The sequence below is a fragment of the uncultured Brachyspira sp. genome (assembly GCF_910578695.1).
Classification (GTDB): domain Bacteria; phylum Spirochaetota; class Brachyspiria; order Brachyspirales; family Brachyspiraceae; genus Brachyspira.
Map to the genome: position 1 here is coordinate 21,761 of NZ_CAJTQJ010000009.1, position 26,245 is coordinate 48,005.

Sequence of the window (26,245 nt, forward strand, 5' to 3'; positions counted from 1 at the left end):
CTAATCTTCTATTGTAATTATATCATATTTTTTGAAATTATGTACTCCTGATTTTATATAGGCATTATCTATATTTCTGATATTATCAACTTCTATAAATTCATTTTCTTCTGTTTTAATAAATAGTTTAAATCTGCTATCATTATGATTAATAAAATCTTTTCCAATATATATTAAATCACTGCCGTTTTTTATAGTATTATATACTGTTATTTTTGCATATTCCCCGCTGTCATCAGTAATCATACCCATAAGTCTTCTGCCTTTTAAATATCCTTTAAGAGCAGGTTTTATATTATCTCTTCCAAAATAAAAACCTGTATCGCTTTCTCTTCTGCTTATAGTATCAAGTTCTTTTATATAGCTTGCAATAGGCTCTTTCTTAATCGCTTCAGAGTATGATTCGTATCCTATTTTGTCAAGCAAGTCTAATAATATTCTATAAACTCTAACAGTATTAGCTACATAATACACGCTTTTCATTCTGCCTTCTATTTTTATAGAATCAATACCAGCTTTTTGAAGCAAGTGAAGATATTCAGCCATTTGCAAATCTTTGCTGCTTAATATAGCAGAATGATTTTCTCCTTCTTCTATTTCGATAAACTCGCCTGGTCTTGTTTTTTCTTCTATATATGTTTTGAAATTCCATCTGCATACTTGAGAGCATTCCCCTCCATTAGCATCTCTATTGTTTAGAAAATTTGATAATAAACATCTTCCTGAATAAGACATACATACAGCACCATGTACAAAGCTTTCTAATTCTAAATCAGTATTATCTCTAATCTCTTTTATTTCATCTAATGATAATTCTCTTGCAAGTATTATTCTGCTTGCCCCAAGAGTTTCATACATTTTGCATGAATAACTGTTTGTAACTGAAGCCTGAGTACTTATATGAATAACAGATTCAGGTATAATTTCTTTTAATATTCCAAGCACTCCCAAATCAGAAATTATAAATGCATCTATATTGATATTTTTTATTTCTTTTAAATATTCTTTTAAATTATTTTTATCATACTCGTGAAGAAAAGCATTTAAAGTTAAATATATTTTTTTATCTAATTTTTTAGCAAGTTCTGCACATTGTGCAAGTTCTTCTATAGTTGTATTTCTGCTTTGATGTCTTAAATTAAATAATGCTCCTCCTATATATACGGCATCTGCCCCATAATGATATGCTGTTTCTAGTTTTTCTTTATTTCCAGCAGGTGCTAAAAGTTCCATTTATTATATATCCTATTAGTTTTTTCGATTTATTTTATATTAAAATTATTAAAAAGTATATATTAAAATACTTTAAAACTAAATATAAAAATTATGAGCATCTGACATTTACAAAATGGCAGAGTATCAAAGCTCATAATTTTTATTAGCAATGATAAAACAATTTTTATTAATAACAAAAAATAGTAATTTTTTATACTAGATTTATTTTAAAAAAATTGTATAATATAAAATATAGTTTTCGATATATTAATTAAAAATATAATTTCAGTAGTTTTTACTTTAATTTATATTTTAATAGAAATATTTTTCAAAAGGAGTCTTTAATGGCTAGTTTAAGCGACAAAGAAATCAAAGCAACTTTAACAAAAATAAGAACCGAATATGAAAAAGGTGCTGAAAAATATGGAAGCAAAATATACAATGTAAACAGTTTCAATGACAGATACAGAGAAGCTTTGCAAAACAGACAGGATTTATCTAATTTTTTAATTGTTGAAATAAAAATTTTAGAAGATATAAAAACTACTTTAAGAGACAGAGAATTAGAGCGTCAAAAAAGAAAAATTGATGAAGAGAAAGCTAAAGAAAATTCTTTTATGAATAAAGTAGATAATATGATAGAAAAGTTTAAAAGTGCTACGGAAAAATATCCTTTGGAAGATATGCATCCTAAAGCAGATCAGGAGATTTGTCATTTATACGGTGCTTTCAAAGAATTATATAACTGTTTTTCTGTAATTAGATTTTTCTTATGCGGACCTGCAAGCGATTATGTAGTAGAAACTGCTGTAAAAGATTATGATAATCAGTTTCAAAAGTTTATAATACCTGTAGGAGAAAGCAAAGTTCCGCAAATATTTTCTGATTATATTTTTGCATTGGATAATGGAGATAATTCAAGCAGAGCTGAACAATTCATACTTAAAGAATCAGGTTTTTTCCTGCATTCATTTATTGAAAAAATGAATAATATAAAGCAGCTGGCTATTAAAACAACCAATGATGGAGAAATAGTGCTTCCTGATTATTTAAAAACTCAATCTCCTAGAGTATATAAATTCTTTAAAGGAAAAAAGAAAGAGGAAATGTATGATGCTACTATAGGATATGCTAATGCTATGATAAATGACTTCAGGCTTCAAAGTTTTAGGAAAGATGGGCATTAATAATAAAATAATTACAATATTTTTTTTATTAACAGCATTATCTTTGTATTCTCAAACAAATGAAATTTTTAAATATGACAGAAAAAATTTAGCCAATGCATACAGATATTATAATTCAAAAAATTATAAAAAAGCGGCGGAATTATTTGAATATGAAATAGAATACTCTCCAATTCTTAAAATTGAATACTTTGAGAATCTAGCAAATGCATATATGTATTTAAAAGATTATACTAATATGCTTAGAGCTGCAAGAAACGGCATAATAGTAAATAGATTTTCTTCAAAACTATATTTTCAAAAAGGGTATGCTCTTTATAAATTAGGCAATACCAATAATGCAATAGATTCTATAAGATACTCTATAAGTTTAAAACCTAATGATGCATATATGAATAATTTTCTAGGACTTTTATATTTATATGCAGAAGATTATAAACAAGCTGAATCATCTTTTTTAAAAGCAACTGTATATAGCCCTAGTAATGTAGTTTATATGGTAAATCTTGCTGCTGCATACGAAAGAGATAAAAATTTTAATTCGGCTTTAAATATTTATGAAGAAGCCTATAAGATAGATTCTAAATACAGAGGATTAAGAGAATCGATAATTAGAAATAAAACTATATTGGGATATACAAATATAGATAATGATATAAAAAATAATGCCGCAAATACAAATCAAAATAATAATATAATAATCTATGATGAAGATATAGAAGCAAAGCCTATAGAAATGGATATAATGGAAGCTGCATCAAATAGTATGATAACTAATAATATCATAAATACAAATTCTATAGTAAATACAAATAGTTCATCTTATCAGACAAATACTCAAAATAATATTTCAGATTAAATGATATTGATTATATAAAAAATTATTGTATCATTAATATAACGGAGATATTATAAATGCATACTATAAAAAATACATTGGAAGAATATTCAAGCATAAAATCATATCAGAATATAAATTTGGCTAATTATATAAAGATATCGCAGAAATGGAATGATATTATGGGAGAAGTGCTTTCTAAAATATGTACTCCTTCATTTTATAGAAACGGCATTCTTACTGTAACTGTAATAGATAGTGTATGGGCTAATGAAATATTTATGAATAGAAATAATATATTCAAAAATATAAAAAAAGAAACAAGTATAGAAGTGACTGAATTAAAAACTAGAGTAGGAGAAGTTAATAATAAAATAAAAGAAAATACAAATGAAAAAGATATAAAAGATTCAGATAAAAAAATAACGAAAGAACATAGAAAATGGATAGATAATATCATAAAAGAAACTCATATCAAAGATGAAAGAATGAAGGAAATATTTATTAATATATTAAAGTATGAGGATAGTATTGATGATAGAGGATAATATTGATGATAAATGATGAGTTTATAAAAAAATTGGTAATGGATTATAAATCAACAGGAAGCATTAAAGCTTTAAAAGAAATAAATGAGCATTTATCCAATTATATTTATAATTATCCTAGAAAAGTTTTCGGAGTTTTTCACGACGATGCTTTAGAATTTTATTCATATTATATTGAAAGGATAGATAATATAATAACAAAATATAGTGAAACAGATGCTAAGTTTATAACTTGGTTTACATATACATTAAGAAGTCATTATTTGAATTTTATAGATTATAAAAAAAGAAAAAATAAATATAATAAAAAAGAAATATCAATAGATGCTCCATTATGTTCTAAAGATGCACTAACTTTGCATGATGTACTTTATGATACTAAATCTTATGTTATGAATGAATATACTGATAATTATAATGAAAACAATATTGAAAAACTTTCTCTAAATATTTTTAATCATATAAAAGGAAAATTTAATGATAGGGATTCTCTTGCATTTTTTATACATAATTTGGAATTATTTATAAATATTGTAATACAGCCTTTAATGAAATATTTTAATATAAATTATGAAGAAGCATATTCGATAATAGAAAAAGCAAGGGCAACATATATAAATAAATATAATGAAATAATAAAGCAGCAGGATAAAATAGCAAAAGTAAATGCTAAAATAGAAGAAAACAATAAAAAAGGACTTTTTACAGTACATTTGGCCAGCAAAAAACAAAATTATATAAAGAAACTTCATTCTATAAAGATAAATGTGCCTTATGATTTTATAGCAAAACTTTTGAATATTACAAGCAATACAGTTACAAAAATTATAAATAAAATAAAAGCTAATTTAAAAGAAAATTTTAATAATTTATCGGATTTATAATATGAATAAATATGATTACACAGAAGAAGAAATTATAAATTATGTAAACGGCATTAAAGTATCAAATGAGTTTTTAGAAGAGCTTGAATCAAATGCTGATTTGCAAAAAGAAGTAAGTACTTTAAAAAATGATTTATTTCTTATGGAAAATATAGAAGATTCTAATATGCTTAAAGAATCAAAAATAAAATCAGCTATAAATATAAAAGACGGCATAATTGACTATATTCTTTATTTCAGTAAATTAACTCCATTAGCTTCAAGAGGTGATGATAATAGTGAAGAAGATAAAAAAATCAAAGATATTTATGTTTATAAAAATATAGAAATATATAAAAGCGGAAGCGAATACTATATAAATATAAGCAATATAAAAAATTTTTGTATAATAGAACATAATGGAGACAAAATAGTAAATATACTTTCAAAAAAAGATAATTATTCTTATATCTTGAAAAAAGGAAATTATAATATAAAAGCTGATGATTATGAAGCTTCAATAAATATAGAATAAATATTATAAGCTAAACAAAAGGGAAATATTTCAATTATGCAGACAATATGCAAGTGGGCTAAAAGCGAAATAGAAATTAAGTATCATAATGAAGAATGGTGCAGAATTTGTCATGATGAAAATAAATTATTTGAAATGCTTATACTCGAAAATATGCAGGCCGGATTAAGTTGGAAATGCATATTGGATAAAAGAGAAAATATGAGAAAAGCATTCGATAATTTTGATTATAAAAAAATAGCAAAATATGATGATAAAAAAATAAATGAGCTTTTAAATAATAAAGGAATAATAAGAAATAAAAGAAAAATAAATTCGCTTATAATAAATGCTAATAAATTTATAGAAGTGCAAAAAGAATTTGGAAGTTTTGATAAATATATCTGGTCTTTCAGTGGTAATAAACAAATAGATAATAAGTTAGACTATGATTCTCCGCTTCCTGCCAAAAGCGAATTATCAGATACTATAAGTAAAGATATGATAAAGAGAGGCTTCAAATTTACAGGCAGCATAATAATTTATAGTTATATGCAGGCTATAGGCATTGTAAATGATCATTCAGTTAATTGCTGTTATTATAAAAAATAAAAAGTGAGACAGCAGACAAAGTCATTTGCTTGAATCTATTTAGCTAGTTTGAGCATTTCAGATGCCCAAAGCAGCAGTAAGCGGCAATAATATAAAGTTTATCGTTAGCAATAATAAAAATAAACGAACAGTTATAACCTGCTTTTTTATTATTTAAAAAATATGATGAATAAATATTTTATCTGTCAGCTATTATGAGTAAAAAATATTTTTATGATTTGAGAATTTAATTATATTCAAGTTTAAATAAAAATATATATTTTATATTGTTTTTATAATGAATTTTAGTATATTAATAAATATTTTTGATAAAAAATATACAAGCTGATAATATTATTATTATAAAAATTTAAGATTATTATAAAAATTAATGTATATTAAGATAAAGCTGTAAAAATAAAAAATATTTATTAATAAACTTAACTTAATATTAAACTATAATAGTTTTTAAGTAAGTTTATACAAAAATACTTGACATTTTAAGAAAAACATGTAAAATACTTTAATATTTAATATTTACATCGCGGGGTGGAGCAGTTGGTAGCTCGTTGGGCTCATAACCCAAAGGTCGTAGGTTCAAGTCCTGCCCCCGCTAATAGCTTATATATAGGGCTTGTTTTTTGGCGGCGTGGCTCAGGTGGTTAGAGCATGCGGCTCATATCCGCAGTGTCAGGGGTTCAAGTCCCTTCGCCGCTAATATTTTATAAAAAAGGCAGGTGAGTTAATTGGTAAGAGTATTTGCGAATGAAGGCGAACCAGTAGAAAGCGTTATTAAAAGATTCCGCAGAGCTTGTGAAAATGAAGGCATTTTACAAGACCTTAAAGAAAAACAATTCTATAAAAAACCTTCTCTTGAGAAAAAGCTTCAAAGAGAAAAGGCTCTAAAAAGAATGAAAAGAAAAATCAAAAAAGAACGCAGATTAGGTTTGCTGTAATTTATCTGCAAAGCATTGATATCCTAAATATCAATGCTTTTTTTATTTAATTAATAGTTAATATACTTGAAAATATTTATTATTTGATGTATAATTCTTACAATTTTAAAATTAAATAATTTTATAAAGTTTAATAATGCCAATAATTTAATAATACAGAAAGGAGAAAAGATAATATGGCAGCAAAACAGCTATTATTTGATGAAGAAGCTAGACGAGCCCTTATGAGAGGTGTAGATGCTTTAGCTAATGCCGTAAAGGTAACTTTAGGACCGCGTGGACGCAATGTTGTAATAGACAAAAAATTCGGTCCTCCTACTATAATAAATGATGGTGTAACTATCGCTAAAGAAATAGAATTAGAAGATCCGTTTGAAAATATGGGTGCTCAAATAGTTAAAGAAGTTGCTACTAAAACTAATGATGTTGCAGGGGACGGTACTACTACTGCTACAGTTTTAGCTCAGGCTATGGTAAAAGAAGGTTTGAAAAATGTAACTAGCGGTGCTAATCCTATGCTTATTAAAAGAGGTATAGAAAAAGCAGTTAATGAAATAGTAAGCCATATCAAATCTGAAGCTAAGCAAATTAAAGGCAAAGAAGAAATTGCTCAGGTTGCTACTATTTCTGCTAATAATGATAAGGAAATTGGTACTTTAATCAGCGATGCTATGGAAAAAGTTGGTAAAGAAGGTGTTATCACTGTAGAAGAGGCTAAATCTTTGGAAACCAGTCTTTCTTTAGTTGAAGGTATGCAGTTTGACAGAGGTTATATATCTCCGTATTTTGTAACTAACGGAGACAGTATGACTGCTGAATTAGAAGATGCTTTGCTTCTTATCTATGATAAAAAAATATCTAATATGAAAGAACTTCTTCCTATACTTGAAAAAATTGCTCAAACAGGAAAGCCTTTTATTATTATTGCTGAAGATATTGAAAATGAAGCTTTGGCTACTTTAGTATTGAATAAGATGAGAGGGGTATTAAATGTATGTGCAGTTAAAGCTCCCGGTTTCGGCGACAGAAGAAAAGCTATGTTAGAAGACATTGCTGTTCTAACAGGCGGACAGGTTATAAGCGAAGATTTAGGTATGAAGCTTGAAAATGCTGCAATAGAACAGCTTGGAAGAGCTAAAAAAATCACTGTAGACAAAGAAAACACTACTATAGTTGAAGGTGCAGGAAGCAAAGAAGATGTTAAATCAAGAGTATCTGCTATCAAAAAACAAATAGAAGAAACTGACAGCGATTATGACAGAGAGAAACTTCAGGAAAGATTAGCAAAACTTTCAGGCGGTGTTGCTGTTATTAATATAGGTGCTGCTACTGAGGTAGAAATGAAAGAGAAAAAAGCCAGAGTAGAAGATGCTTTATCTGCTACTAGAGCTGCTGTTGAAGAGGGTGTAATTCCAGGAGGCGGTATTACTTACCTGCATGCACAGTCTAAATTAGAATCTTTAACTTTAGAAAATTCTGATGAACAGGTTGGTGTTAATATAGTTAAAAGAGCTATTGAAGAGCCTATAAGAATGATTGCTGCAAATGCAGGTTTGGACGGTTCTGTTGTTGCTATTGAAGCTAAAAAACAAAAAGGAAATATGGGTTTCAATGCTCTTACTAATGAATGGGTTGATATGTTGAAAGCAGGTATTATTGATCCTGCTAAGGTTTCAAGAAGTGCTTTACAGAATGCTGCTTCTATTGCAAGCCAAGTATTAACTGCTGAAGTTATTATTACTGATATACCTGAGCCTGAAAAACCAATGCCTCCAATGCCAGGCGGCGGAATGGGCGGTATGTATTAATAAATAGCTCATATTAATTTGATATTAAAAAATAATGATTTAAAAAGCCTCAGTAATTTATTGAGGCTTTATTTTTTTCTTTAATTTTTGATTATAAAAAATAATATGCAATATTTATTTATTTTTATAGTATACTAAAGTAAGTAAGTTTGTATTCCAATCTCTTTTTGATATTTCTCTGTTTTGATATATTAAATTTTTGTATTTATCATTGGTTTTTATATTTTTATTTCTAAATCCTCCTTCCATTTTTAAAGCATATAAAATATCTCCTATTGTGATGGATTCAGGCTGACAGCCTAAAGAATATGAAGTATTTGAATTATTTGTTATTTTTATAACATACATTGCTTTTTCTAAAGGTATGGATATCTCTGTAATAATTGTAGGTGCTGTTCTAAGTTCCTTTGCTAATTCATACATAGTTATGGCTCTTTTTTTACTTATAAACCTTTGCGTTATTATATGCATAAATTCCAATGCTATAACTTCTTTTTCGGCAAATGATAATTTAATGCTGTTTTTATCAACCCCATAAGATAAAAAATATTGTATAGAGTAGGTGAGTTCTGCTCCGAATAATATTATAATCCATACTATATATAATAATAATAGCAAAACAGGTATCTGAGCAAAAGAACTAGCAGAAGATAATTCTGAAGGTGCTATACTTGTAATCATATCATTTTCACTGCTTATAGTTACAATATCATTTATTTGAAAATTATATTTCATAAGCTGTTCTTTAGCATTTGGAGAAAAATTTTGAAAATTTAAAATATTAGTTTCTATAGTTTTTTTTTCATAAGTTGCCCCTGAAATACCAACGCCTGCATTTTCAACTATTACATAACTTATCCTTTCTATTATAATACTTGATATATCATCAACATCTATTTTTCTATTTCTTTGTAATATATTTTTATAATTATTTTCTAAATCATAAATATTATCTATATTTTCATTGGTATCTGCATTATTATTTATTTCTTTATTATAATCATTATAAGTATTTATTTCTTTTACCAGATATTCTATTTTATATTTATCGCTGTTAAATATCTGCTTATAATTTTTTACATCTATATTTAGTTTAAAATATACGCTAAATAAAGTTATTATTGCTATTGCCACCAGTACTGAAGATATTGTAGCATTAGACCAATTTACTTTAGTTTGAGGAACTAATACATATAGAAATAATACTAATATGGAAGTTGATATTATAGGAGTTACCCAAGATAATAGTATTTTAATTAATGCAGGAAGATTATAAAGGTTTATAGAAGTATATGTTATTAAAATAAAAGATATTCCAATAAGCACAGGTATTAAAAATAATAATGCTATATAATTTGCTGCTACTCTTGGTATTGAAGTTTTAATTTTTACACGCCATATTTTTATAAATGATTTTTGTATGCTGTGAAGTATTAAAGCTATACTGGCTATAGTTGATATAATACCAATAATTCCAAAACTAGCTAAATTAGTATTATCAGCTATATTTAGTATTTGTCTTACCATAGGTTCGTATGACGGGGCATTTTTTTCCATCCAATCAAATATTAAAATAAATATATTCTGATATATATTAAATATTCTTAGTATAAAGATTCCTACTATTAATGCAGGTATGAAAGATAATGTTACAAGATAGGTTAATGCTGCAGCTCTTATTGTACAGTCATCTTTAAAAAAGTCTGTTACAGCAAATGTTATTATTTTGTATGAGTTTATTAAAAATTTCTGTATTGGATTAAATAGTTTTTGATCTATATAATATATGTCTTCTGTAAAAAAAGCTTTAATTTTTTTTAATTTTTTTTTAATTTTTTGAATTTTAGTCATATAACACTTCTTGCAAAAAAAATTATATAATGTATAATATATAAACAATTAAGCGAGGGTGGCGGAATTGGTAGACGCACTAGACTTAGGATCTAGCGCCCTAGGCATGAGGGTTCGATTCCCTCCCCTCGTAATTTTTTATATAATATCATTTCTTCTCATTATCATCAATTTCAATAGAAAATTTGCATTTATTACAAACTTTTTTATATCCATTGGAAGTTTTTATCATTCTCATAGAGTTCTTACAATTACAAAATGGACAGTCTTCATAATTTCTAAATATTATCATAGATATTAAATCGATAATTTTTCCTATTCCAGATACAAAAAATAATATTCCAAACATCAAAATAAATATAATAATGATAATTATAAAAAATATGATAACTAATAAATCCACTTTATATATATCCGTAAATAATATTGTATATTATATATCAAATATAAGATTTTTTAAAGAAGTATGAGTATATTTTTATCATATTTATAGTAATCACTTGTATATAAAAATAAGAAAAGCTGTCGATTTTTATATTATAATATGCATTAATAATTACAATATTGTTTTTTATATTTAAATATAAACTTTATTTTAATTAATATTACTTATATATTCTATTTTTTTATAAAAAAAGCGTATTAATTAATTTTCACTTCTTCTACAGACTTCTTTTTTATACCTATGTTATTACTTTAATTATTTAAAATAATAAAATATATTTTAATAAAAATCATAAAATAAAAAGAGCATTTATTTTATATTGATAATGTTGATAAAATCTTTTAAACATATATAATAACTTTTTATATAAAAATGATTAGGATTATTTATGCACAATTATTTAGAATTATTAAAAAAAGTACTAAAAGAAGGCGAAGAAACAAAAGACAGAACAGGAATAGGTACAAGAAGAATATTTGCCCCTCAATTAAGATTTAAATTTGAAGGAAATAAAATACCTATAATAACAACTAAGAAAGTATTTATGAAAGGCGTTATTATAGAATTGCTTTGGTTTTTGCAGGGTTCTACAAATATAAAATTTTTACTTGAGAATAATGTTCATATATGGGACGAGTGGGCTGATGATATGGGAGAACTCGGACCTGTATACGGAAAGCAGTGGAGAGCTTGGGAAACTAAAGAGGGAAAAAAAATAGATCAAATATCAAATATAGTTAATGCTTTAAGAAATAATCCTGAAAGCAGAAGAATTATTTTGAATGCTTGGAATGTGGGAGAGATTGATAAAATGCATCTTCCTCCATGTCATATGATGTGTCAGTTTTCTGTAAACAGCAAAGGAGGAATAATTACGCATTTATATCAGCGTTCTGCCGATTTGTTTTTGGGAGTTCCTTTTAATATTAGTTCCTATGCTATACTTACAAGGCTTTTAGCTATGCATAGCGGACTTTATGCTTCAGAATTGATAATGACATTCGGAGATGCACATATTTATAATAATCATATAGAACAGGTTGAGCTTCAGCTTTCGAGAGAGCCTTTTAATCAGACGGCAGAATTATTTATAGAAAATCGTCCTAATATATTCAGTCATACTTATGAGGACTTCAGATTAGAAGGATATAAATATTATCCGAGTATAAAAGCGGAGGTGGCTGTCTAATATTATATTATGAATAAATCTAATCTTATTAAAATAAATGATGCTGCCAAATGGGCTTCTGATTATACTAATAAATCTATAACTGTATCAAATATTAATTATTTAATACAGTATGCTTTAATTGATAAAATTATAAGTAACGGAACTATTTATGTTTCTCAAAATGAATTAAAAAAATATTATGATAGGAACAAAAAAGAAATTAGTTGGAAAAATAAACTTGGAGAAGATTTAAATTGGAAGCTGTCTTTTGATAATTTAAAAGAATCGGAAACTACAAAACATGTGCATAGACTTCATCCATATAAAGGAAAATTTATTCCTCAGCTTGTTAGTTATTTTATTGATGATAATATTGACGAATTTAAAAAAGAAGTATATTTTAAAAAAGATGATATTATACTGGACCCATTTTGCGGGAGCGGTACGACTCTTGTTCAAGCTAATGAATTAGGTATTAATGCTTTAGGTGTAGATATTTCTTATTTTAACACTATTATATCGAATTCAAAAATTGCTAATATTGATTTAAAACAATTAGAAACTATATTAGAAGAATTAAGCAAAAAATTAGAAAATTATGTAAAAATTAATTATCGATTTGAAAAAGAGCTTAATGAAAAATTATTAGAATTTAATAATAAATATTTTGATAAAGTGTCATATAAAAAAGATGTAAGAGAAAATAAGATTGATTCAAAAATATATGGTAAAGAAAAAGAAGAAGAATTTTTGATTATATATTATGATTTAATAAAAAAATATAATATTATATTGAATAATAATGATGATAGTTCGTTTATAAAAAAATGGTTTATGCCAAGTATAATAGATGAATTAAATTTTATGAATGATTTAATTAAAGATATAAATGATGAAAATATAAAAAATATTATTATGGTAATTTTAAGCAGAACAATGCGTTCATGCAGAGTTACTACTCATTCAGATTTAGGTACATTGTTAAAACCTGTTGTAACTACATATTATTGCAGAAAACATTATAAAATATGCAAACCTTTATTTTCAATCATTAAATGGTGGAATATATATTATAAGGATACAATAAAACGTTTTTATATTTTTAATAATTTGAGAACAAATACTAAACAATTATGTATAACAGGTGATTCAAGAAGTATTGATATTTTTGACATATTAAAAAATAAAGATTATGACTTTTATGAACTTGCAAAAAATAAAAAAATAAGCGGTATATTTACAAGTCCGCCTTATATAGGATTGATAGACTATCATGAACAGCATGCTTATGCTTATGATTTGTTTGGATTTAATAGGAATGATGATTTTGAAATAGGGTCTTTATCTAAAGGTCAAAGCTTGAATGCCAAAAATAAATACATAGATGATATATCCAAAGTTTTAATAAATGCTAAGAAATATATGATTGATGATTATAATGTATTTATTGTTGCTAATGATAAATATAATTTGTATATGAAAATAGCAGAGAAATCTAGCATGAAAATAGTTAATACTTTTAAAAGACCTGTATTAAATAGGGTAGAAAAAGATAAGTCTGAGTATTCAGAAATAATATTCCATTTAAAAGAACTATAGGAGTTTTTTATGTCATTAACTAAAAAACAAAAAGATTCCATAAAAGAAAAATTATATTCCGTTTTAAGAAATAAATTTAAAGATTATAAACCTGAAACAACATCTATGCCTTTTCATACTCGCTTGCTTGGTAAGGATAGAATGGCTTTATTTTCTTTTATACATTCTTTGAATACAAATTTTGGAACTGCTATATTTGAACCTTTGGCTATAGAGCTAGGAAAAGATAGATTTAAAGTTATTAAAAAGCAGGAAATTTCAAAAAATATCATTACATCAGAATCACAGATAATTATACAAAATATAATGGATGATTTAAGGTCAGCAAATAAAAGACCTAATAAAGATGAAGAAATAAAGTTAATAAAAAAAGTATGCAGAATAGGTGAAATAAAAAAAATAAAGCCTTCAAAAATAGATATTTATATTGAAGATTATGATAATAATATATATTTAATAGATTTAAAAACAGCTAAACCTAATAAAGGTGAATTTCAAAATTATAAAAGAACTTTGTTAGAATGGACAGCAACTGCTTTATATTTTAATAATGAAAATAATGTTCATTCTATGATAGGAATACCTTATAACCCTTATGATCCAAAACCTTATGAAAGATGGACCCTTGCAGGAATGCTTGATTTAGAGAAAGAGTTAAAAGTTGCTGAGGAGCTTTGGAATTTTTTGGGCGGAGATAATGTCTATAATGATATTTTGAAATGTTTTGAAGAAGTAGGGCTTGAAATGAGAAAAGAGATAGATGAATATTTCTCAAATTTTTTGTATAAAGATAAAGGATGATAAATGATAGTCTCATTAATTGCAGCAGCGGATTCAAAAAACGGCATAGGTTTAAATGGTATTATGCCTTGGGGACATATAAAAGAAGATATGCAGTTTTTTAAAAGTATGACATCGGGGTATTCTATTGTTATGGGCAGAGTTACTTTTGAGTCTTTAGGTTCAAAACCGCTTCCTAATAGAAAAAATATTGTGATATCTTCTAATATAAATAATGAGATTGCAGATAAATATAATAATCTTTTTTATGAAAAATCTTTTGAGAACGCTCTTTCAAAATTATTTTTAGAAAAAAATAGGCAGATATTTATTATAGGCGGGGAGTCTATTTATAATAGAGCTTTAGATTATGCTGATAAAATATATCTTACGCATATAGATAAAGATTATCATTGCGATAGATTTTTTCCTGAAATAGATAAAAATTCATTTAAATCTAATAAATTAAAAACTTTTCTTTATAATGATATTAATGTAAAGATAGTTGAATATACTAGATTATTATAGTTGAATATACTAGATTATGAATGTAAATATATTTTAATAAAATGATTGAAAAATATAAAAATTATTATACAATTTTGACATAAATATCATTCATATAGATTTATTATTTAGGGGTATTTATGAATGATCTTAACTATTTAGTAGAATTAGTTAATAAAGCCTTTGACAGCGGTGATTATGAGAAATCATTAGAATATTTTGATGAGCTGATTTTTTATTACGGCGATAGTGTTGAACTTTATAATAATAGAGGATTGGCTAAAAGCAGATTGGGAATGTATGAAGAGGCTATAAATGACTTTGAAAAGGTTATAAGTATAGACTCCAAATATGTTAGTGCATATAATAATATAGGTATGGTTAAGCATAATTTAGGAATGTATGAGGAGGCAGTTAAGTATTATAGAAAAGCATTAGAGATAGATAGTAATTGTATTCAGGCTTATAATAATATGGGATTAGCCAAACATAGTTTGAGAATGTATGAAGAGGCTATTAAATATTATACAAAGGCAGTAGAGATTTCGCCTAATGTACATACATATAATAATATAGGGTTGGTAAATAATGATTTAGGTATGTATGAAAATGCTATAGAATATTTTAATAAGGTAATAGAATTAGACAAAAATTATTTTAAAGCTTATTATAATATTGGATTATCAAAATATAATTTAAAGCTCTATGAAGAGGCCATTGAATATTTTAATAAAACAATAGAATTAGATAATAAAAATATTTATGCTTATAATAATATAGGCATAGTAAAGCAGGATTTGGGCAGACATAATGAGGCTTTGGAGTATTTCAGCAAAGCTTTATCTTTGGATACAAATTATTCTAAAGCTTATTATAATAGAGGGCTTTCTAAAATAAAATTAAATTTATATGAAGAAGCTATAGAAGATTTTGATAAATGTCTGAGTTTAGAGCCTAAATATTATGCCGTATATTATATGCGGGGTGAAACAAAGTTAAAATTAAAATTGTACGAAGAAGCAGAAGAGGATTTTAGTAAATATATTGACGCTAATTGTACAAATTATGAAGTTTATTTTTACAGAGGATTGGCAAGATATAAATTATCAGATTATCATAATGCTGTTATGGATTTTGAAAAAGCTCATAATAATAGAAAAGCATTCATATTAAAGATTATATCCAAAATAAAGTCAATGTTCAAATAAAAGTCTAATATTTTTATTTATTCTAAATACTAGCCATAAAAAATAGGTTTAAATTTATTGCATATAATATATAATGTCTGAAATTAATATTGATTCTTTAATTATTTAAGGAGATGTTTTGAGATTAGAATTAATGCTTGGCGTAAGATATTTAAAAGCCAAAAAAAAATTTTCATTTGTTTCGATTATTACTATTATATGCGTGCTTGGAATATTAGTAGGCGATATGGTAATGATAACAGTGCTTTCTGTTATGAACGGCTTTCAAGATGATATAAGAGATAAAATACTTGGAATGAGGGCACATATAAATATTAGTGCTTATAGCGATCAGCCGCTTACAGATTATAAATATGTAGTTGATAATATAATGTCAAATAAAGAAATAACAAGTGCCTATCCTTATATAGTTTTACCTTGTATAATGCGTACATACAATTTTACAACTCTTATAACAGTTCGTTCTTTTGAAGATGATATATTTTCTACAGATAAAGATTTCATAAAATATTTTAATTTTATTGAAGGCAATAATAAAAATATGAATACAAATGAAGCTTTGATAGGTTCTGAAATGGCTAAAGATTATATTTTATCTGTAGGAGATACTATTGATATAATTTCAGCTTCAGGAAGTTTTGAAAGGGGGTTCAAGCCTCAAAAAACTACTTTTACAATTAAGGGTATATATAAAACAGGTTATTATGAATATGACAGCAAAATGGTAATAGTTCCTATTTCTACAGGTCAGAAAATGGTGGGATATGATAATGCTGTTACAGGAGTTGCTGTAAAGGTAAGGAATTTTTTTGATGCAGATAAAGTTGCCAAAAAAATTGATGCCGATTTAAAAGAGTTTTATAGCGTTATGCCTTGGATGCTGTTCGATAGAAATTTCTTTCAGGCTTTGCATACAGAAAAACTGATGCTTGCTTTGATACTTTCATTTATTATATTAATAGCTGCTTTAAATATTGCTTCAAGCCAAATAATATTTGTAAAAGATAAAAGAAGAGATATTGCCATAATAAAAACATTAGGATTGAGGCCTTCTAATGTAGCTAAAGTTTTCTTTTTGGAAGGTGCTATAATAGGGATAATAGGTACAGTACTTGGAGTGATATTCGGCATATTATTAGCCAATTATGTTAATGAGGCTTTGGAAAGCATTAGAATAATACTGCAGCTTATAGTTAATTTTATTTGGTTTATTCCATCTAAAATAAGTGCAGGAATATCAATACCTATAGTCCCTGACTTCTTTCCATCGGATATATATTATGTAAGCGGAGGGCTTCCGTCTATAATACATACTTCACAGGTAATAATGGTTGCAGGCATTTCATTTTTACTTTCAGTTTTATTTGCTATAATACCTGCTTATATTGCAAGCAGATATAAACCTGCGGAGGTGCTTAGGTATGAATGATAATTTTATAGGTACAAATTATAATTCTATAGGTATAAATTATAATTCTAATAGAGAAGTTTTAATAAAGATAGAGGATTTAAAAAAAACTTATATAGGACCTCCTAAAGTGGAAGTATTGAAATCATTGAATTTAGAAATTTATAAAAATGAAATACTTGCAGTAACAGGAGAATCAGGCAGCGGAAAAACGACTCTTTTAAATTTAATAGGCGGAATAGATAATATAACTGAAGGAAGTATAAACATATCAGGAAATAATATAGGAAAGATGAATGAAGCTCAGTTAGCACATTTTAGAAACAGTTCTCTTGGTTATGTATTTCAGTTTCATAATTTACTTGGGGAGTTTAGTGCTTTAGAAAATGTTATGATACCTTCTTTGATGCTTAAATATAATAAAAAAGAAGCTAGAGAGAAAGCTGAAAACTTACTTGAAGTAGTCGGTTTAAAAGATAGAATGGAGCATAGAATAGGGGAGCTTTCAGGGGGAGAAGCACAGAGAGTTGCTATAGCAAGAGCTTTGATAAATAAGCCCAGCGTGGTATTGGCAGATGAGCCTACGGGCAATTTAGATAAGAAGAATGCTGAATTGGTTAGAGAGCTTTTATGGAGTATGACTAAACAGAGCAATGCATCGCTAATAATAGTTACGCATTCGGTTTCTATTGCTGATATGGCTGATAGAAAACTTCGTTTGGAATACGGCGAGAATTTAATAGAATATTGAAATATAGAATATTTTGATATATATTATATAGAGTAATAATTTGGATTTTGTATATGATTAAACAGATAAAAGAATTTTTCAGAAAAAAAGAAGAGGATAAAAAACTTCATGAAACAGCAAGAAGCGATATTCATATAGATAAATATTATTCTTCAGAAGAAAAACATGTATACAGAAGAATGTTTAAATATGCTTTGAGGCAAAAAGGTTTGTATTTTATACCTTTATTTTTAAGTTTAATTTACACAGTTATAAATATACTTCCTCCTTTTTTCGGACAAATGGCTATAGCACTTACAGGAGGTAAATCTGCACAGCTTGTAGACAGAATACCTTTTTTAAAAAATTTATTTGAAATAGATGCAAAGTCATTTATAGGAGATATATTTACTGCAGGAAATATTTTTAATGCTAATTTACTTTTGCAGTTTACTGCTGTAATAATAATAGGCTTAATTTATGTTGTACTTAGAGTTGCTTTGGATTATTTAAAGTCATTTTTATTCGGTTTTTGCGGACAGGCTATAGACAGAGATGTTAAGGCTGATATGCTTAAGTCTGTATTAAATACGGATATAGGATATTTCAAACAGGAAAGAGAAGGTACTATATTAGCCCGTATAGGAGAAGGCAGTACTATATCAGGGTTTGTTACAGGAACTTTTCCTAATATGATTACAATACCTTTAACTTTAATACTTACATTAGCAGTATTATTCTTTTTGAATGTAAAGCTGACATTAGTTTGCTTAATAGCAAGCCCTTTAATAGCATTAGGTACTGATAGAATATCAAAACTTATAAGACCTAGAATAGGAAAAGCTCAGGAGATGAATGCTAATATGAGCGGTATTATGCAGGAAAATATGAGAGGTATTGAAGTTATAAAGATATTTTCTAAAGAAGATGTTGAAGTTGATAGATATGTAAAATACAATAATGAAATAATAGATTATTCAAGAAAAATGACTATGATTTCTGTATTAAACAGACCATTGGTAGAACTTATAATGATAGTTGCTATGCTTCTTATATTGGCTTATGGCGGGTATTTAGTATTTATTGGAGATATGCCTTTTGAATTTTTATGGGGATTTTTACTTTATATGCTTAATATTTCAACACCTGTAAGGGATTTGTCAGGGCTTTTTGTAAGCCTTCAGTCAACTAAAATTATAGGAAAAAGAGTTTTTCAGATAATGGATTTGCCTCAGGAAAAAGTTGATGATAAAACAAAAGTAGATATGAAGCCTATAGAAAAAGATATAGAGTTTATGAATGTGGAATTTGAGTATCCTAAAAGAGGCAGTGAAGAGCCTTTCAAATTGGGTCCTATTAGCTTTAAAGTAAAAAAAGGCGATATAGTTGCTTTTGTAGGCAATTCAGGAGGAGGAAAAAGTACTTTAATAAGCCTTATACCTAAATTGTTTCTGCCAAGCGAAGGCATTATAAAATTTGACGGTATTGATATAAATGAATTAAATACAAGAAGCGTAAGAAATCAAATAGGCGTTGTATCTCAGGAGAATATTTTATTTTACGGCACAGTCAGAGAAAATATTTTATATGCTGATCCTAATGCTAATGATGATGATATGTTTAGAGCAGCTAAAATAGCACATGCTGATGAGTTTATATTAAAACTTCCTAATGGCTATGATACTCATATCGGTCCTAGAGGTGTTATGCTTTCAGGAGGACAGCGTCAGCGTATAGCTTTGGCTAGGGCTATTTTAAAAAAGCCTTCAATATTAATACTTGATGAGGCTACAAGTGCTTTGGATACTGAAAGTGAAATGTATGTTCAGAAAGCTCTGAATGAAATTATTAATCTGCAAACTACATTTGTTATAGCACATAGACTTTCTACTATTAAGAATGCCACTTATATATGTGTTGTGGAAGACGGTAAAATAATAGAATCAGGTACTCATGATGAACTTATGATAAAAGGCGGAAAGTATCAGTATTTATATTCATTACAGTTTAGAGAATAATTTTATACTGCATATTGCAAAAAATTAATTTTAAGTTAATAAATGTATTATATTTCTATTCAATATAATTATTTATATTGAATATGATTTATAATTTATTTTTTGTTTGTGTATTATAATTTTTAAAAAGCAAATTTCTCATATATAAACAATATATTATATTTTTTAATCGTTTATAATATAGTATATCAAATAAAAATTTAACTTTTTTAATTATATATATTTTTTATTTTTTTGTTATTATATATATTTCATAAATGAATAGAAAAATCTGCATATTCAATTATTCTGCTTGGATTCGGTTGCTATACTAATTTTTGTAAAGCCTGCATTTTTTACGCTGTCTATTACAGATATTAATATTTGAGTTCTTACATCTTCATCAGACCTTATTTCTACAGGTTTTTCTAATTCATTTTCAATATTAGCCAATTTCTGCAAATCAGCATCAATATCCTCTGCTAAATATCCATTAATATATTTTTCACCTTCTTTGGATATGCTGATCACTATAGATTCATTTTTTTCAGTGCCTACAGCAGATGTAGATTTCGGCAAACTTATTTTTATTTGAGGAGTATCTATAATTGTTGAACCCACCATAAAAAATATAAGTAAATTAAATACTATATCTATCATAGGGGTTAAATCTATTCCGCTTTTTATATTAAATCTTCTTCTAAACTTCATTATAATTTTTTATATATTATTCTACAGTTATAGTTCTTACATTACTTAAAAAATGCTGCCCTTTATAAAGAATTGAAATTTTATATTCTCCTTTTCCGTATTCAGCTTTAAAAGTTCTTCCTAATATTCCATTACCCATATCTTCTACATCATAAATTACTTTGCCTATATATGTTTTTCCGTCATCTCCTGCAATTCTTGCCTCTTTATCCGCCATCTCCACAGCTAATTTAAAATCAGTAAAAGCAGCTTTATTTAATATTCTATATTTTATATTTATGTCATCATTCAATTTTGCTTTAGGCTTAAAATCTACAGATTCTGCAATAATATCAGCAAAAGTTATAGTAACATATACGCCTAATCCTCTTTTAAAAGCTCCGACTCCCATAGCATTGAAATTTTTATCCAATATATTTTTTTTGCTGTCTGGAGTAGACATCATATTTTTTACAATGCTTTCAGCAGCTTTCTTATCTGTAAAAGGTATGACATCCAATTTTCCTAAACTTTCGCTTATATTTCCAACCATTTCAGGATACAGCTTTACTTGTCTTGCCTTTGAATCTAAACCGTCTAAATCTATATTGCTGAAGAATTTATTTTTAGACATATTATCAGAATGATATAATGCTAAAGAATGAAGTCTTTGATTATTAGGAAGAGGAGGAAGAGCTGCTTTGCTTCTCTCTAAGTTAATTAATCTGAATACTTCATCTTCTATAGCATCTGCATTTAATGCTAATACTGATATAAACATAAATAATATTACTATTTTTAATTGTCTCATTATTAATTTCCTTTCTTGATTTAGTCATTATTTTATATAATATTATAAATTATTTTTATAAAAAAAAAAGTTTTAATTTACCAAAATAATGCAAAATAATTTGATTTTTAATGAATATATAATATAATTTATATATGAAAAAAATTATATTATTAATTTTATTTTTGAGTGTATTATTAAGTTCATGCTCTAAATCTGGTTTTGAACCTAGATATAGTCTGCCTGATTACTACTATGTTATTAAGGTTGATTTTTATGGTAAAGAAAAAGAGCATTATATAAAGTTCGATAAAATTTATGAATCTGATAATTTAATAATATATGCAGAATCAGGAAAAAGCATAAGAGATTCAAGCATACATTATATATCAAATGAATTTAATAAATATTATAATGATATTGTTTCAGTATACGGCAGGCATACAGATGTTGACGGCAACGGAAAAATAAAAATTCTTCTGCTCAATATTAATCCGTCTAATGTAACAACTGCAGTTGCAGGATATTTTTATCCGTTAGATTTATTCGGCAGATTTAATACAGGCGAAATATTGTATATGGATTTAGAAATGGTAAATAATGATCCTGATTATATGGCAGGTACTATATTTCACGAATTGCAGCATTTGATTAATTTTAATGTAAATCTTTTTGAAAAATCAAGAGAGATGTCTTTATGGTTAAATGAATCGCTTTCTGAGTCTACTTCAATATTATTTAATTCTTATACAGCTTCTTCCAGAATAGAAGAGTTTAATAGGATAAATTATTATTGTTTCTATACTTGGAATCTTCCAATAGATATATTTTCAAATTATCCTTCAGCATCATTATTTATGAATTGGATATATAAATGTTCTAAAAATAATAAAGATGTATTTAGAAAAATAGCTTCTTCTAAAGATTTTAATGATTATAATAAAGTGATTAAATCTGTTTCATCTTTAATTATAGGGAATTCTTGGGATACTTTATTATTAAATTGGATTGAAGCAATAAATAAAAATGAAATTGACGGAGCTAAATTATCTATTAGAAAATCAGGAGAAAATATTAAATTATATCCGGGAGCTTTGATTGCCTATAGAGGGGCATTGCAAAATTCAGGAAATTTAGTAACTAAATCATCATCTTCAGGACTGCAGTTTGCATTAAACAAGGATATGTATACAGGCGAGTCTCCTTCATATATAAATATTACAATTCCTAATTCTTCATACCCTTTAATGGCTTCAAAATCATATAATAGTTCTTCAGAAAGCAATGAAAATTATAAGCCTAAATATAGAAATATATTATTCGGCAATAATGGGCAAATAAAAAAATACTGATATTTTGAGGATATAAAATATATATGAAAATAGCTTATAAAGAAATTATAAAATATTTATATGTATTTATTTTTATTTTTTTATTTTTTGCTAAAAAAGAGTATATTACAGGTACTATCAGAGTAACAGGAACTTCAATGTTTCCAAATGTTGTAATATCGGCTGAAGATAGAGATTATTATTTTGATAAAAAATTTTTTAAAGAGTATGCTAAATATGAAGGTCAGATAATTACTGTTGAGGCTAAAATAAAAAAAGAAACATTATGGCTTGCAGATAAAAGCAAATCATTTGATAAATATATTATTGTATATGCTAAAAAGAAATAATAAAATATATTTTCTAATTATTTTATTATAAAATAAAAATTCATTGATAAATATACGGATTATGATATAATTAAATAAATATAACATTATAGGGAGTCATTTTATGAATGTATTGGTAATAAATTCAGGAAGTTCAAGTATTAAGTATCAATTATTTGCTATGCCAGAAGCAAAAGTATTGGCTAAAGGTCTTTTAGAGAAAATAGGAGAAGAGACAAGTGCTTTAAAACATACTGCTGTAGAAAAAGGCAAAGAAAAAAAATTAGAGCAAAAAGTAGCTGATCATAAAGCTGGTATGTCTTTAATCTTTTCGCTTTTAACAGATAAAGAAGTGGGCGTTATATCTGATATGAATGAAATATCAGGAGTAGGACATAGAGTAGTGCATGGCGGAGAGGCATTCAGCAATAGTACTTTGATTACTGATGAAACTGTGAAAGCTATTGAGGCTTGCTGCGAAATAGCTCCTTTACATAATCCTGCCGGTTTACAAGGTATAAGTGCATGTAAGGAAATATTAAAAGATGTAAAAATGGTTGCAGTTTTTGATACTAGTTTTCATCAAACAATACCTGATTATGCTTATATGTATGCTGTTCCTTATGAATGGTATGATAAATATAAAGTTCGCCGTTATGGTTTTCATGGTACTTCTCATAAATATGTTTACGGAGAGTTCTGTAAAGCTGCTAATAAACCTAATGCTAATGTTATAGTTTGTCATTTGGGTAATGGTGCAAGTGTTACTGCTGTTAAAGAAGGCAAATCAGTTGATACAAGTATGGGATTAACTCCTTTAGAAGGTTTAGTAATGGGTACTAGATCTGGAGATATGGATCCTGCTGTTCCTACTTTTATAATGTCTAAAGAAAATATGTCTGCAAAAGATATGGATAATGTATTAAATAAAAAAAGCGGTCTTTTAGGAGTTTCCTGCTTGAGCAATGATATGAGAAATTTGGAAGAAGCTGCTAAAAGTAATACTAAAGCTGAACTTGCTATAACTATGTTCTGCTATAGAGTAAAAAAATATATTGGTTCTTATATGGCTGTGCTTGGACATGTTGATGGTATAGTATTTACAGGAGGCATAGGAGAGAACAGTCCTTATATCAGAGGAAGAATACTTGAAGGTTTAGATGAACTTGGTATTAAATGCGATGCTGATAAAAATTCTAAAGCAAGAGGGTGTGCTAATTTTGAGAAAGATAATGCTCCTATTAAACTTTATGTTATAGCTACTGATGAAGAAAAAGCAATAGCTATGGATACTTATAATATTGCTTTGAAATAGAAATAATTTTTTATATAAACATTTTTATTATGGGGTGTCTTTAAATTATTAAGGCACCCTATTTTTTAAGGCTTAAAAATGATATTAAATTTAGATAGTTTGAAAAATTCAATAACTGCATTAGAAAAATCAATTAATGTATATAATAAATATAATCAAAATGATAATGAAGATTTAATACTTACTATAAAATCAGGAATAATACAGAATTTTGAAGTGGCATTTGAACAAAGCTGGAAATTCATACAAAGATGGCTTAATGAAAATGTATCTCCTAATATAACAAGCGGTATAACTAAAAAAGAATTATTCAGACTAGCAGCAAAACATTCTCTTATAGATGATGTAGAAAAATGGGTAAAATTTAAGGATGCTGGAAATTTAACTTCTCATATATATTCAAGTGAAGTTTCTAAAGAAGTAATTAATGAAGCATTAGATTTTTTACATTACAGCAAATATCTTTTAAAACATTTAGAGGATAATAATGAATGATAAGCCTCAGTAATAATGAAATTAAAATTATAAAAAATATTTTAGAAAAGCATATACAAAATGGAAAAGCATATTTATTTGGTTCAAGGGCAAGAGGTACAAATAAAAAATTTTCAGATATTGATATAGCTATTGATATTAATAGAAAATTATCGCTAAGCGAAATATCAAGAATAAAAGATGATTTTGAAGAGAGCGATTTAATTTATATAACAGATATTATTGATTACAATTCTATAAGCAAAAGTTTTAAAAGCATTATTGATTTAGAAAAAGTATTAATATATGAAAAAATATTATATTAAATATTTTTCTTAATTAATTATAATTTATTTTTGTATTATATTACTATTTTTTATATATAATGCAAAACAAAAATTTTATCAATATTATATAAATCATATTCCTTTGCCTTCTATAGTATATAATTTATTTATAGGTATATCTGAATATTTGAGAGCTTCTTCTTTAGAAATTCTAGTCCATTCTACAGTTGCCCCTATTAAGCCTGATTTATCCAAAGATGCTTTTACAAATAAAGTATTTTTATCTTCTGATAAACTTATTTTTGCATAATAAGAACTTCCCTGATCTGTATGGTATATTTTTCCAGTCTGCCATTCTCCATTTTTGAATTCTATATCATATATAAATATTAGTCCTTTTAATTCTTTATTTCTCAATGCTTTATTTGGATTATATATATCAAATATGCTTTTTACATTATTATGCAATTCTACAGCATAGGCATATACTTTATTATTAATCTCTATTATTTTGGCTATTTTTATTCTTCCTTTTGGTTTTTGAGGCATAGCCCAAAATCCTTCAGCATCTTTTGCATTATTTGCTGAATATAAAAAAGAATTAAATATAATTATAAATATTACTGCTGATATAATTTTTCTCATTATTTTATCCGTTTTTTTTATTTTATAGATTATACATTTAAATAATATTTTTTCTACATTGTTTTATAATTTATATATTGATTATTATTTATTATTATATAAAATAAATTATATATACTCCGTAAAAATTATTGATTGAGTTTAATATATAATTAGAGTTTTATATTA

At 26.3% G+C, this 26,245-nt stretch carries 27 protein-coding genes and 3 tRNA genes; 24 read left to right on the forward strand and 6 right to left on the reverse strand.

Features of this window, described 5'->3' with window-relative positions; translation table 11 throughout:
• Entirely contained in the window at positions 1-1,233 is a 1,233-nt protein-coding gene (locus tag QZ288_RS04435; protein ID WP_295155498.1) for a peptidase U32 family protein, read from the reverse strand.
• A 326-nt stretch (positions 1,234-1,559) separates the two neighbouring features.
• Here QZ288_RS04435 and QZ288_RS04440 point away from each other — a divergent pair, with 326 nt between their 5' ends.
• The 10 genes from QZ288_RS04440 (at position 1,560) to groL (ending at position 8,520) form a co-directional block, all read left to right on the forward strand.
• Entirely contained in the window at positions 1,560-2,402 is an 843-nt protein-coding gene (locus tag QZ288_RS04440) for a hypothetical protein (RefSeq protein ID WP_295155501.1), read from the forward strand.
• Positions 2,362-3,261, forward strand: coding sequence for a tetratricopeptide repeat protein (locus QZ288_RS04445; RefSeq protein ID WP_295155503.1), 900 nt, complete (start codon positions 2,362-2,364; stop codon positions 3,259-3,261). The genes QZ288_RS04440 and QZ288_RS04445 overlap by 41 nt, the downstream gene beginning before the upstream one ends.
• A gap of 56 nt (positions 3,262-3,317) precedes the next feature.
• Entirely contained in the window at positions 3,318-3,788 is a 471-nt protein-coding gene (locus QZ288_RS04450) for a DUF721 domain-containing protein (RefSeq protein WP_295155506.1), read from the forward strand.
• Between the two features lie 5 nt (positions 3,789-3,793).
• Entirely contained in the window at positions 3,794-4,672 is an 879-nt protein-coding gene (locus QZ288_RS04455; RefSeq protein ID WP_295155511.1) for a sigma-70 family RNA polymerase sigma factor, read from the forward strand.
• A 1-nt stretch (position 4,673) separates the two neighbouring features.
• Positions 4,674-5,186 (forward strand): hypothetical protein, encoded by a 513-nt coding sequence (locus QZ288_RS04460; protein WP_295155514.1) that lies wholly within the window; start codon positions 4,674-4,676, stop codon positions 5,184-5,186.
• 36 nt (positions 5,187-5,222) lie between these two features.
• On the forward strand, positions 5,223-5,777 hold the full coding sequence (locus QZ288_RS04465) for a DNA-3-methyladenine glycosylase I (RefSeq protein WP_295155516.1): 555 nt from the start codon (positions 5,223-5,225) through the stop codon (positions 5,775-5,777).
• Between the two features lie 522 nt (positions 5,778-6,299).
• Positions 6,300-6,372, forward strand: a tRNA-Met gene (locus QZ288_RS04470).
• Positions 6,373-6,399: 27 nt separating this feature from the next.
• Positions 6,400-6,473 (forward strand) — tRNA-Met (locus tag QZ288_RS04475).
• 29 nt (positions 6,474-6,502) lie between these two features.
• Complete coding sequence (rpsU, locus tag QZ288_RS04480; protein ID WP_008724792.1) at positions 6,503-6,712, forward strand: 30S ribosomal protein S21; 210 nt, start codon at positions 6,503-6,505, stop codon at positions 6,710-6,712.
• Positions 6,713-6,888: 176 nt separating this feature from the next.
• The gene (gene groL / locus QZ288_RS04485; protein WP_295155532.1) at positions 6,889-8,520 is read left to right on the forward strand and encodes a chaperonin GroEL; all 1,632 of its coding nucleotides are present in this window, start codon (positions 6,889-6,891) and stop codon (positions 8,518-8,520) included.
• Positions 8,521-8,634: 114 nt separating this feature from the next.
• Here groL and QZ288_RS04490 read toward each other — a convergent pair whose 3' ends face one another.
• On the reverse strand, positions 8,635-10,371 hold the full coding sequence (locus QZ288_RS04490; RefSeq protein WP_295155535.1) for a YihY/virulence factor BrkB family protein: 1,737 nt from the start codon (positions 10,369-10,371) through the stop codon (positions 8,635-8,637).
• A 52-nt stretch (positions 10,372-10,423) separates the two neighbouring features.
• On the opposite strand from QZ288_RS04490, the gene QZ288_RS04495 reads away from it, so the two are divergent.
• Positions 10,424-10,504, forward strand: a tRNA-Leu gene (locus QZ288_RS04495).
• A 15-nt stretch (positions 10,505-10,519) separates the two neighbouring features.
• Here the strand turns inward: QZ288_RS04495 and QZ288_RS04500 are convergent.
• Positions 10,520-10,774: a hypothetical protein gene (locus QZ288_RS04500; protein WP_295155538.1), complete on the reverse strand. Its 255-nt coding sequence runs from the start codon at positions 10,772-10,774 to the stop codon at positions 10,520-10,522.
• Between the two features lie 430 nt (positions 10,775-11,204).
• Here QZ288_RS04500 and QZ288_RS04505 point away from each other — a divergent pair, with 430 nt between their 5' ends.
• The 8 genes from QZ288_RS04505 to QZ288_RS04540 all read left to right on the forward strand — a co-directional run bounded on the left by QZ288_RS04505 (position 11,205) and on the right by QZ288_RS04540 (position 20,237).
• Positions 11,205-12,005 carry a thymidylate synthase gene (locus QZ288_RS04505; protein WP_295155541.1) on the forward strand — a complete coding sequence of 267 codons (801 nt, stop codon included), beginning with the start codon at positions 11,205-11,207 and terminating at the stop codon, positions 12,003-12,005.
• Between the two features lie 9 nt (positions 12,006-12,014).
• Positions 12,015-13,586, forward strand: a complete 1,572-nt coding sequence (locus QZ288_RS04510) for a DNA methyltransferase (protein WP_295155543.1) — start codon at positions 12,015-12,017, stop codon at positions 13,584-13,586.
• A gap of 9 nt (positions 13,587-13,595) precedes the next feature.
• Positions 13,596-14,387 carry a TdeIII family type II restriction endonuclease gene (locus QZ288_RS04515; protein ID WP_295155545.1) on the forward strand — a complete coding sequence of 264 codons (792 nt, stop codon included), beginning with the start codon at positions 13,596-13,598 and terminating at the stop codon, positions 14,385-14,387.
• A gap of 3 nt (positions 14,388-14,390) precedes the next feature.
• Positions 14,391-14,894, forward strand: a complete 504-nt coding sequence (locus QZ288_RS04520; RefSeq protein ID WP_295155548.1) for a dihydrofolate reductase — start codon at positions 14,391-14,393, stop codon at positions 14,892-14,894.
• A gap of 119 nt (positions 14,895-15,013) precedes the next feature.
• Positions 15,014-16,081, forward strand: a complete 1,068-nt coding sequence (locus QZ288_RS04525) for a tetratricopeptide repeat protein (RefSeq protein ID WP_295155551.1) — start codon at positions 15,014-15,016, stop codon at positions 16,079-16,081.
• Positions 16,082-16,214: 133 nt separating this feature from the next.
• The gene (locus QZ288_RS04530; protein WP_295155638.1) at positions 16,215-17,510 is read left to right on the forward strand and encodes an ABC transporter permease; all 1,296 of its coding nucleotides are present in this window, start codon (positions 16,215-16,217) and stop codon (positions 17,508-17,510) included.
• Positions 17,503-18,240, forward strand: coding sequence for an ABC transporter ATP-binding protein (locus tag QZ288_RS04535; protein WP_295155554.1), 738 nt, complete (start codon positions 17,503-17,505; stop codon positions 18,238-18,240). The genes QZ288_RS04530 and QZ288_RS04535 overlap by 8 nt, the downstream gene beginning before the upstream one ends.
• A 53-nt stretch (positions 18,241-18,293) precedes the next feature.
• Entirely contained in the window at positions 18,294-20,237 is a 1,944-nt protein-coding gene (locus QZ288_RS04540; protein ID WP_295155557.1) for an ABC transporter ATP-binding protein, read from the forward strand.
• Between the two features lie 279 nt (positions 20,238-20,516).
• Here QZ288_RS04540 and QZ288_RS04545 read toward each other — a convergent pair whose 3' ends face one another.
• Positions 20,517-20,927: a biopolymer transporter ExbD gene (locus tag QZ288_RS04545; protein WP_295155560.1), complete on the reverse strand. Its 411-nt coding sequence runs from the start codon at positions 20,925-20,927 to the stop codon at positions 20,517-20,519.
• A gap of 16 nt (positions 20,928-20,943) precedes the next feature.
• Positions 20,944-21,717, reverse strand: a complete 774-nt coding sequence (locus QZ288_RS04550; RefSeq protein ID WP_295155563.1) for a CAP domain-containing protein — start codon at positions 21,715-21,717, stop codon at positions 20,944-20,946.
• Between the two features lie 134 nt (positions 21,718-21,851).
• Here QZ288_RS04550 and QZ288_RS04555 point away from each other — a divergent pair, with 134 nt between their 5' ends.
• From QZ288_RS04555 to QZ288_RS04575, 5 genes are all read left to right on the forward strand, one after another.
• A complete protein-coding gene (locus tag QZ288_RS04555) occupies positions 21,852-23,048 on the forward strand; it encodes a peptidase M30, hyicolysin (RefSeq protein ID WP_295155566.1) in 1,197 nt (398 codons plus the stop codon).
• A 23-nt stretch (positions 23,049-23,071) separates the two neighbouring features.
• Positions 23,072-23,377 (forward strand): hypothetical protein, encoded by a 306-nt coding sequence (locus QZ288_RS04560; protein ID WP_295155569.1) that lies wholly within the window; start codon positions 23,072-23,074, stop codon positions 23,375-23,377.
• Between the two features lie 103 nt (positions 23,378-23,480).
• The gene (locus tag QZ288_RS04565) at positions 23,481-24,671 is read left to right on the forward strand and encodes an acetate kinase (protein ID WP_295155572.1); all 1,191 of its coding nucleotides are present in this window, start codon (positions 23,481-23,483) and stop codon (positions 24,669-24,671) included.
• Between the two features lie 78 nt (positions 24,672-24,749).
• Entirely contained in the window at positions 24,750-25,166 is a 417-nt protein-coding gene (locus tag QZ288_RS04570; protein ID WP_295155575.1) for an HI0074 family nucleotidyltransferase substrate-binding subunit, read from the forward strand.
• A complete protein-coding gene (locus tag QZ288_RS04575) occupies positions 25,163-25,471 on the forward strand; it encodes a nucleotidyltransferase domain-containing protein (RefSeq protein WP_295155578.1) in 309 nt (102 codons plus the stop codon). The genes QZ288_RS04570 and QZ288_RS04575 overlap by 4 nt, the downstream gene beginning before the upstream one ends.
• 93 nt (positions 25,472-25,564) lie before the next feature.
• Here the strand turns inward: QZ288_RS04575 and QZ288_RS04580 are convergent, their stop codons facing one another.
• On the reverse strand, positions 25,565-26,077 hold the full coding sequence (locus QZ288_RS04580; protein WP_295155581.1) for a DUF2147 domain-containing protein: 513 nt from the start codon (positions 26,075-26,077) through the stop codon (positions 25,565-25,567).
• Between the last annotated feature and the right edge of the window lie 168 nt (positions 26,078-26,245).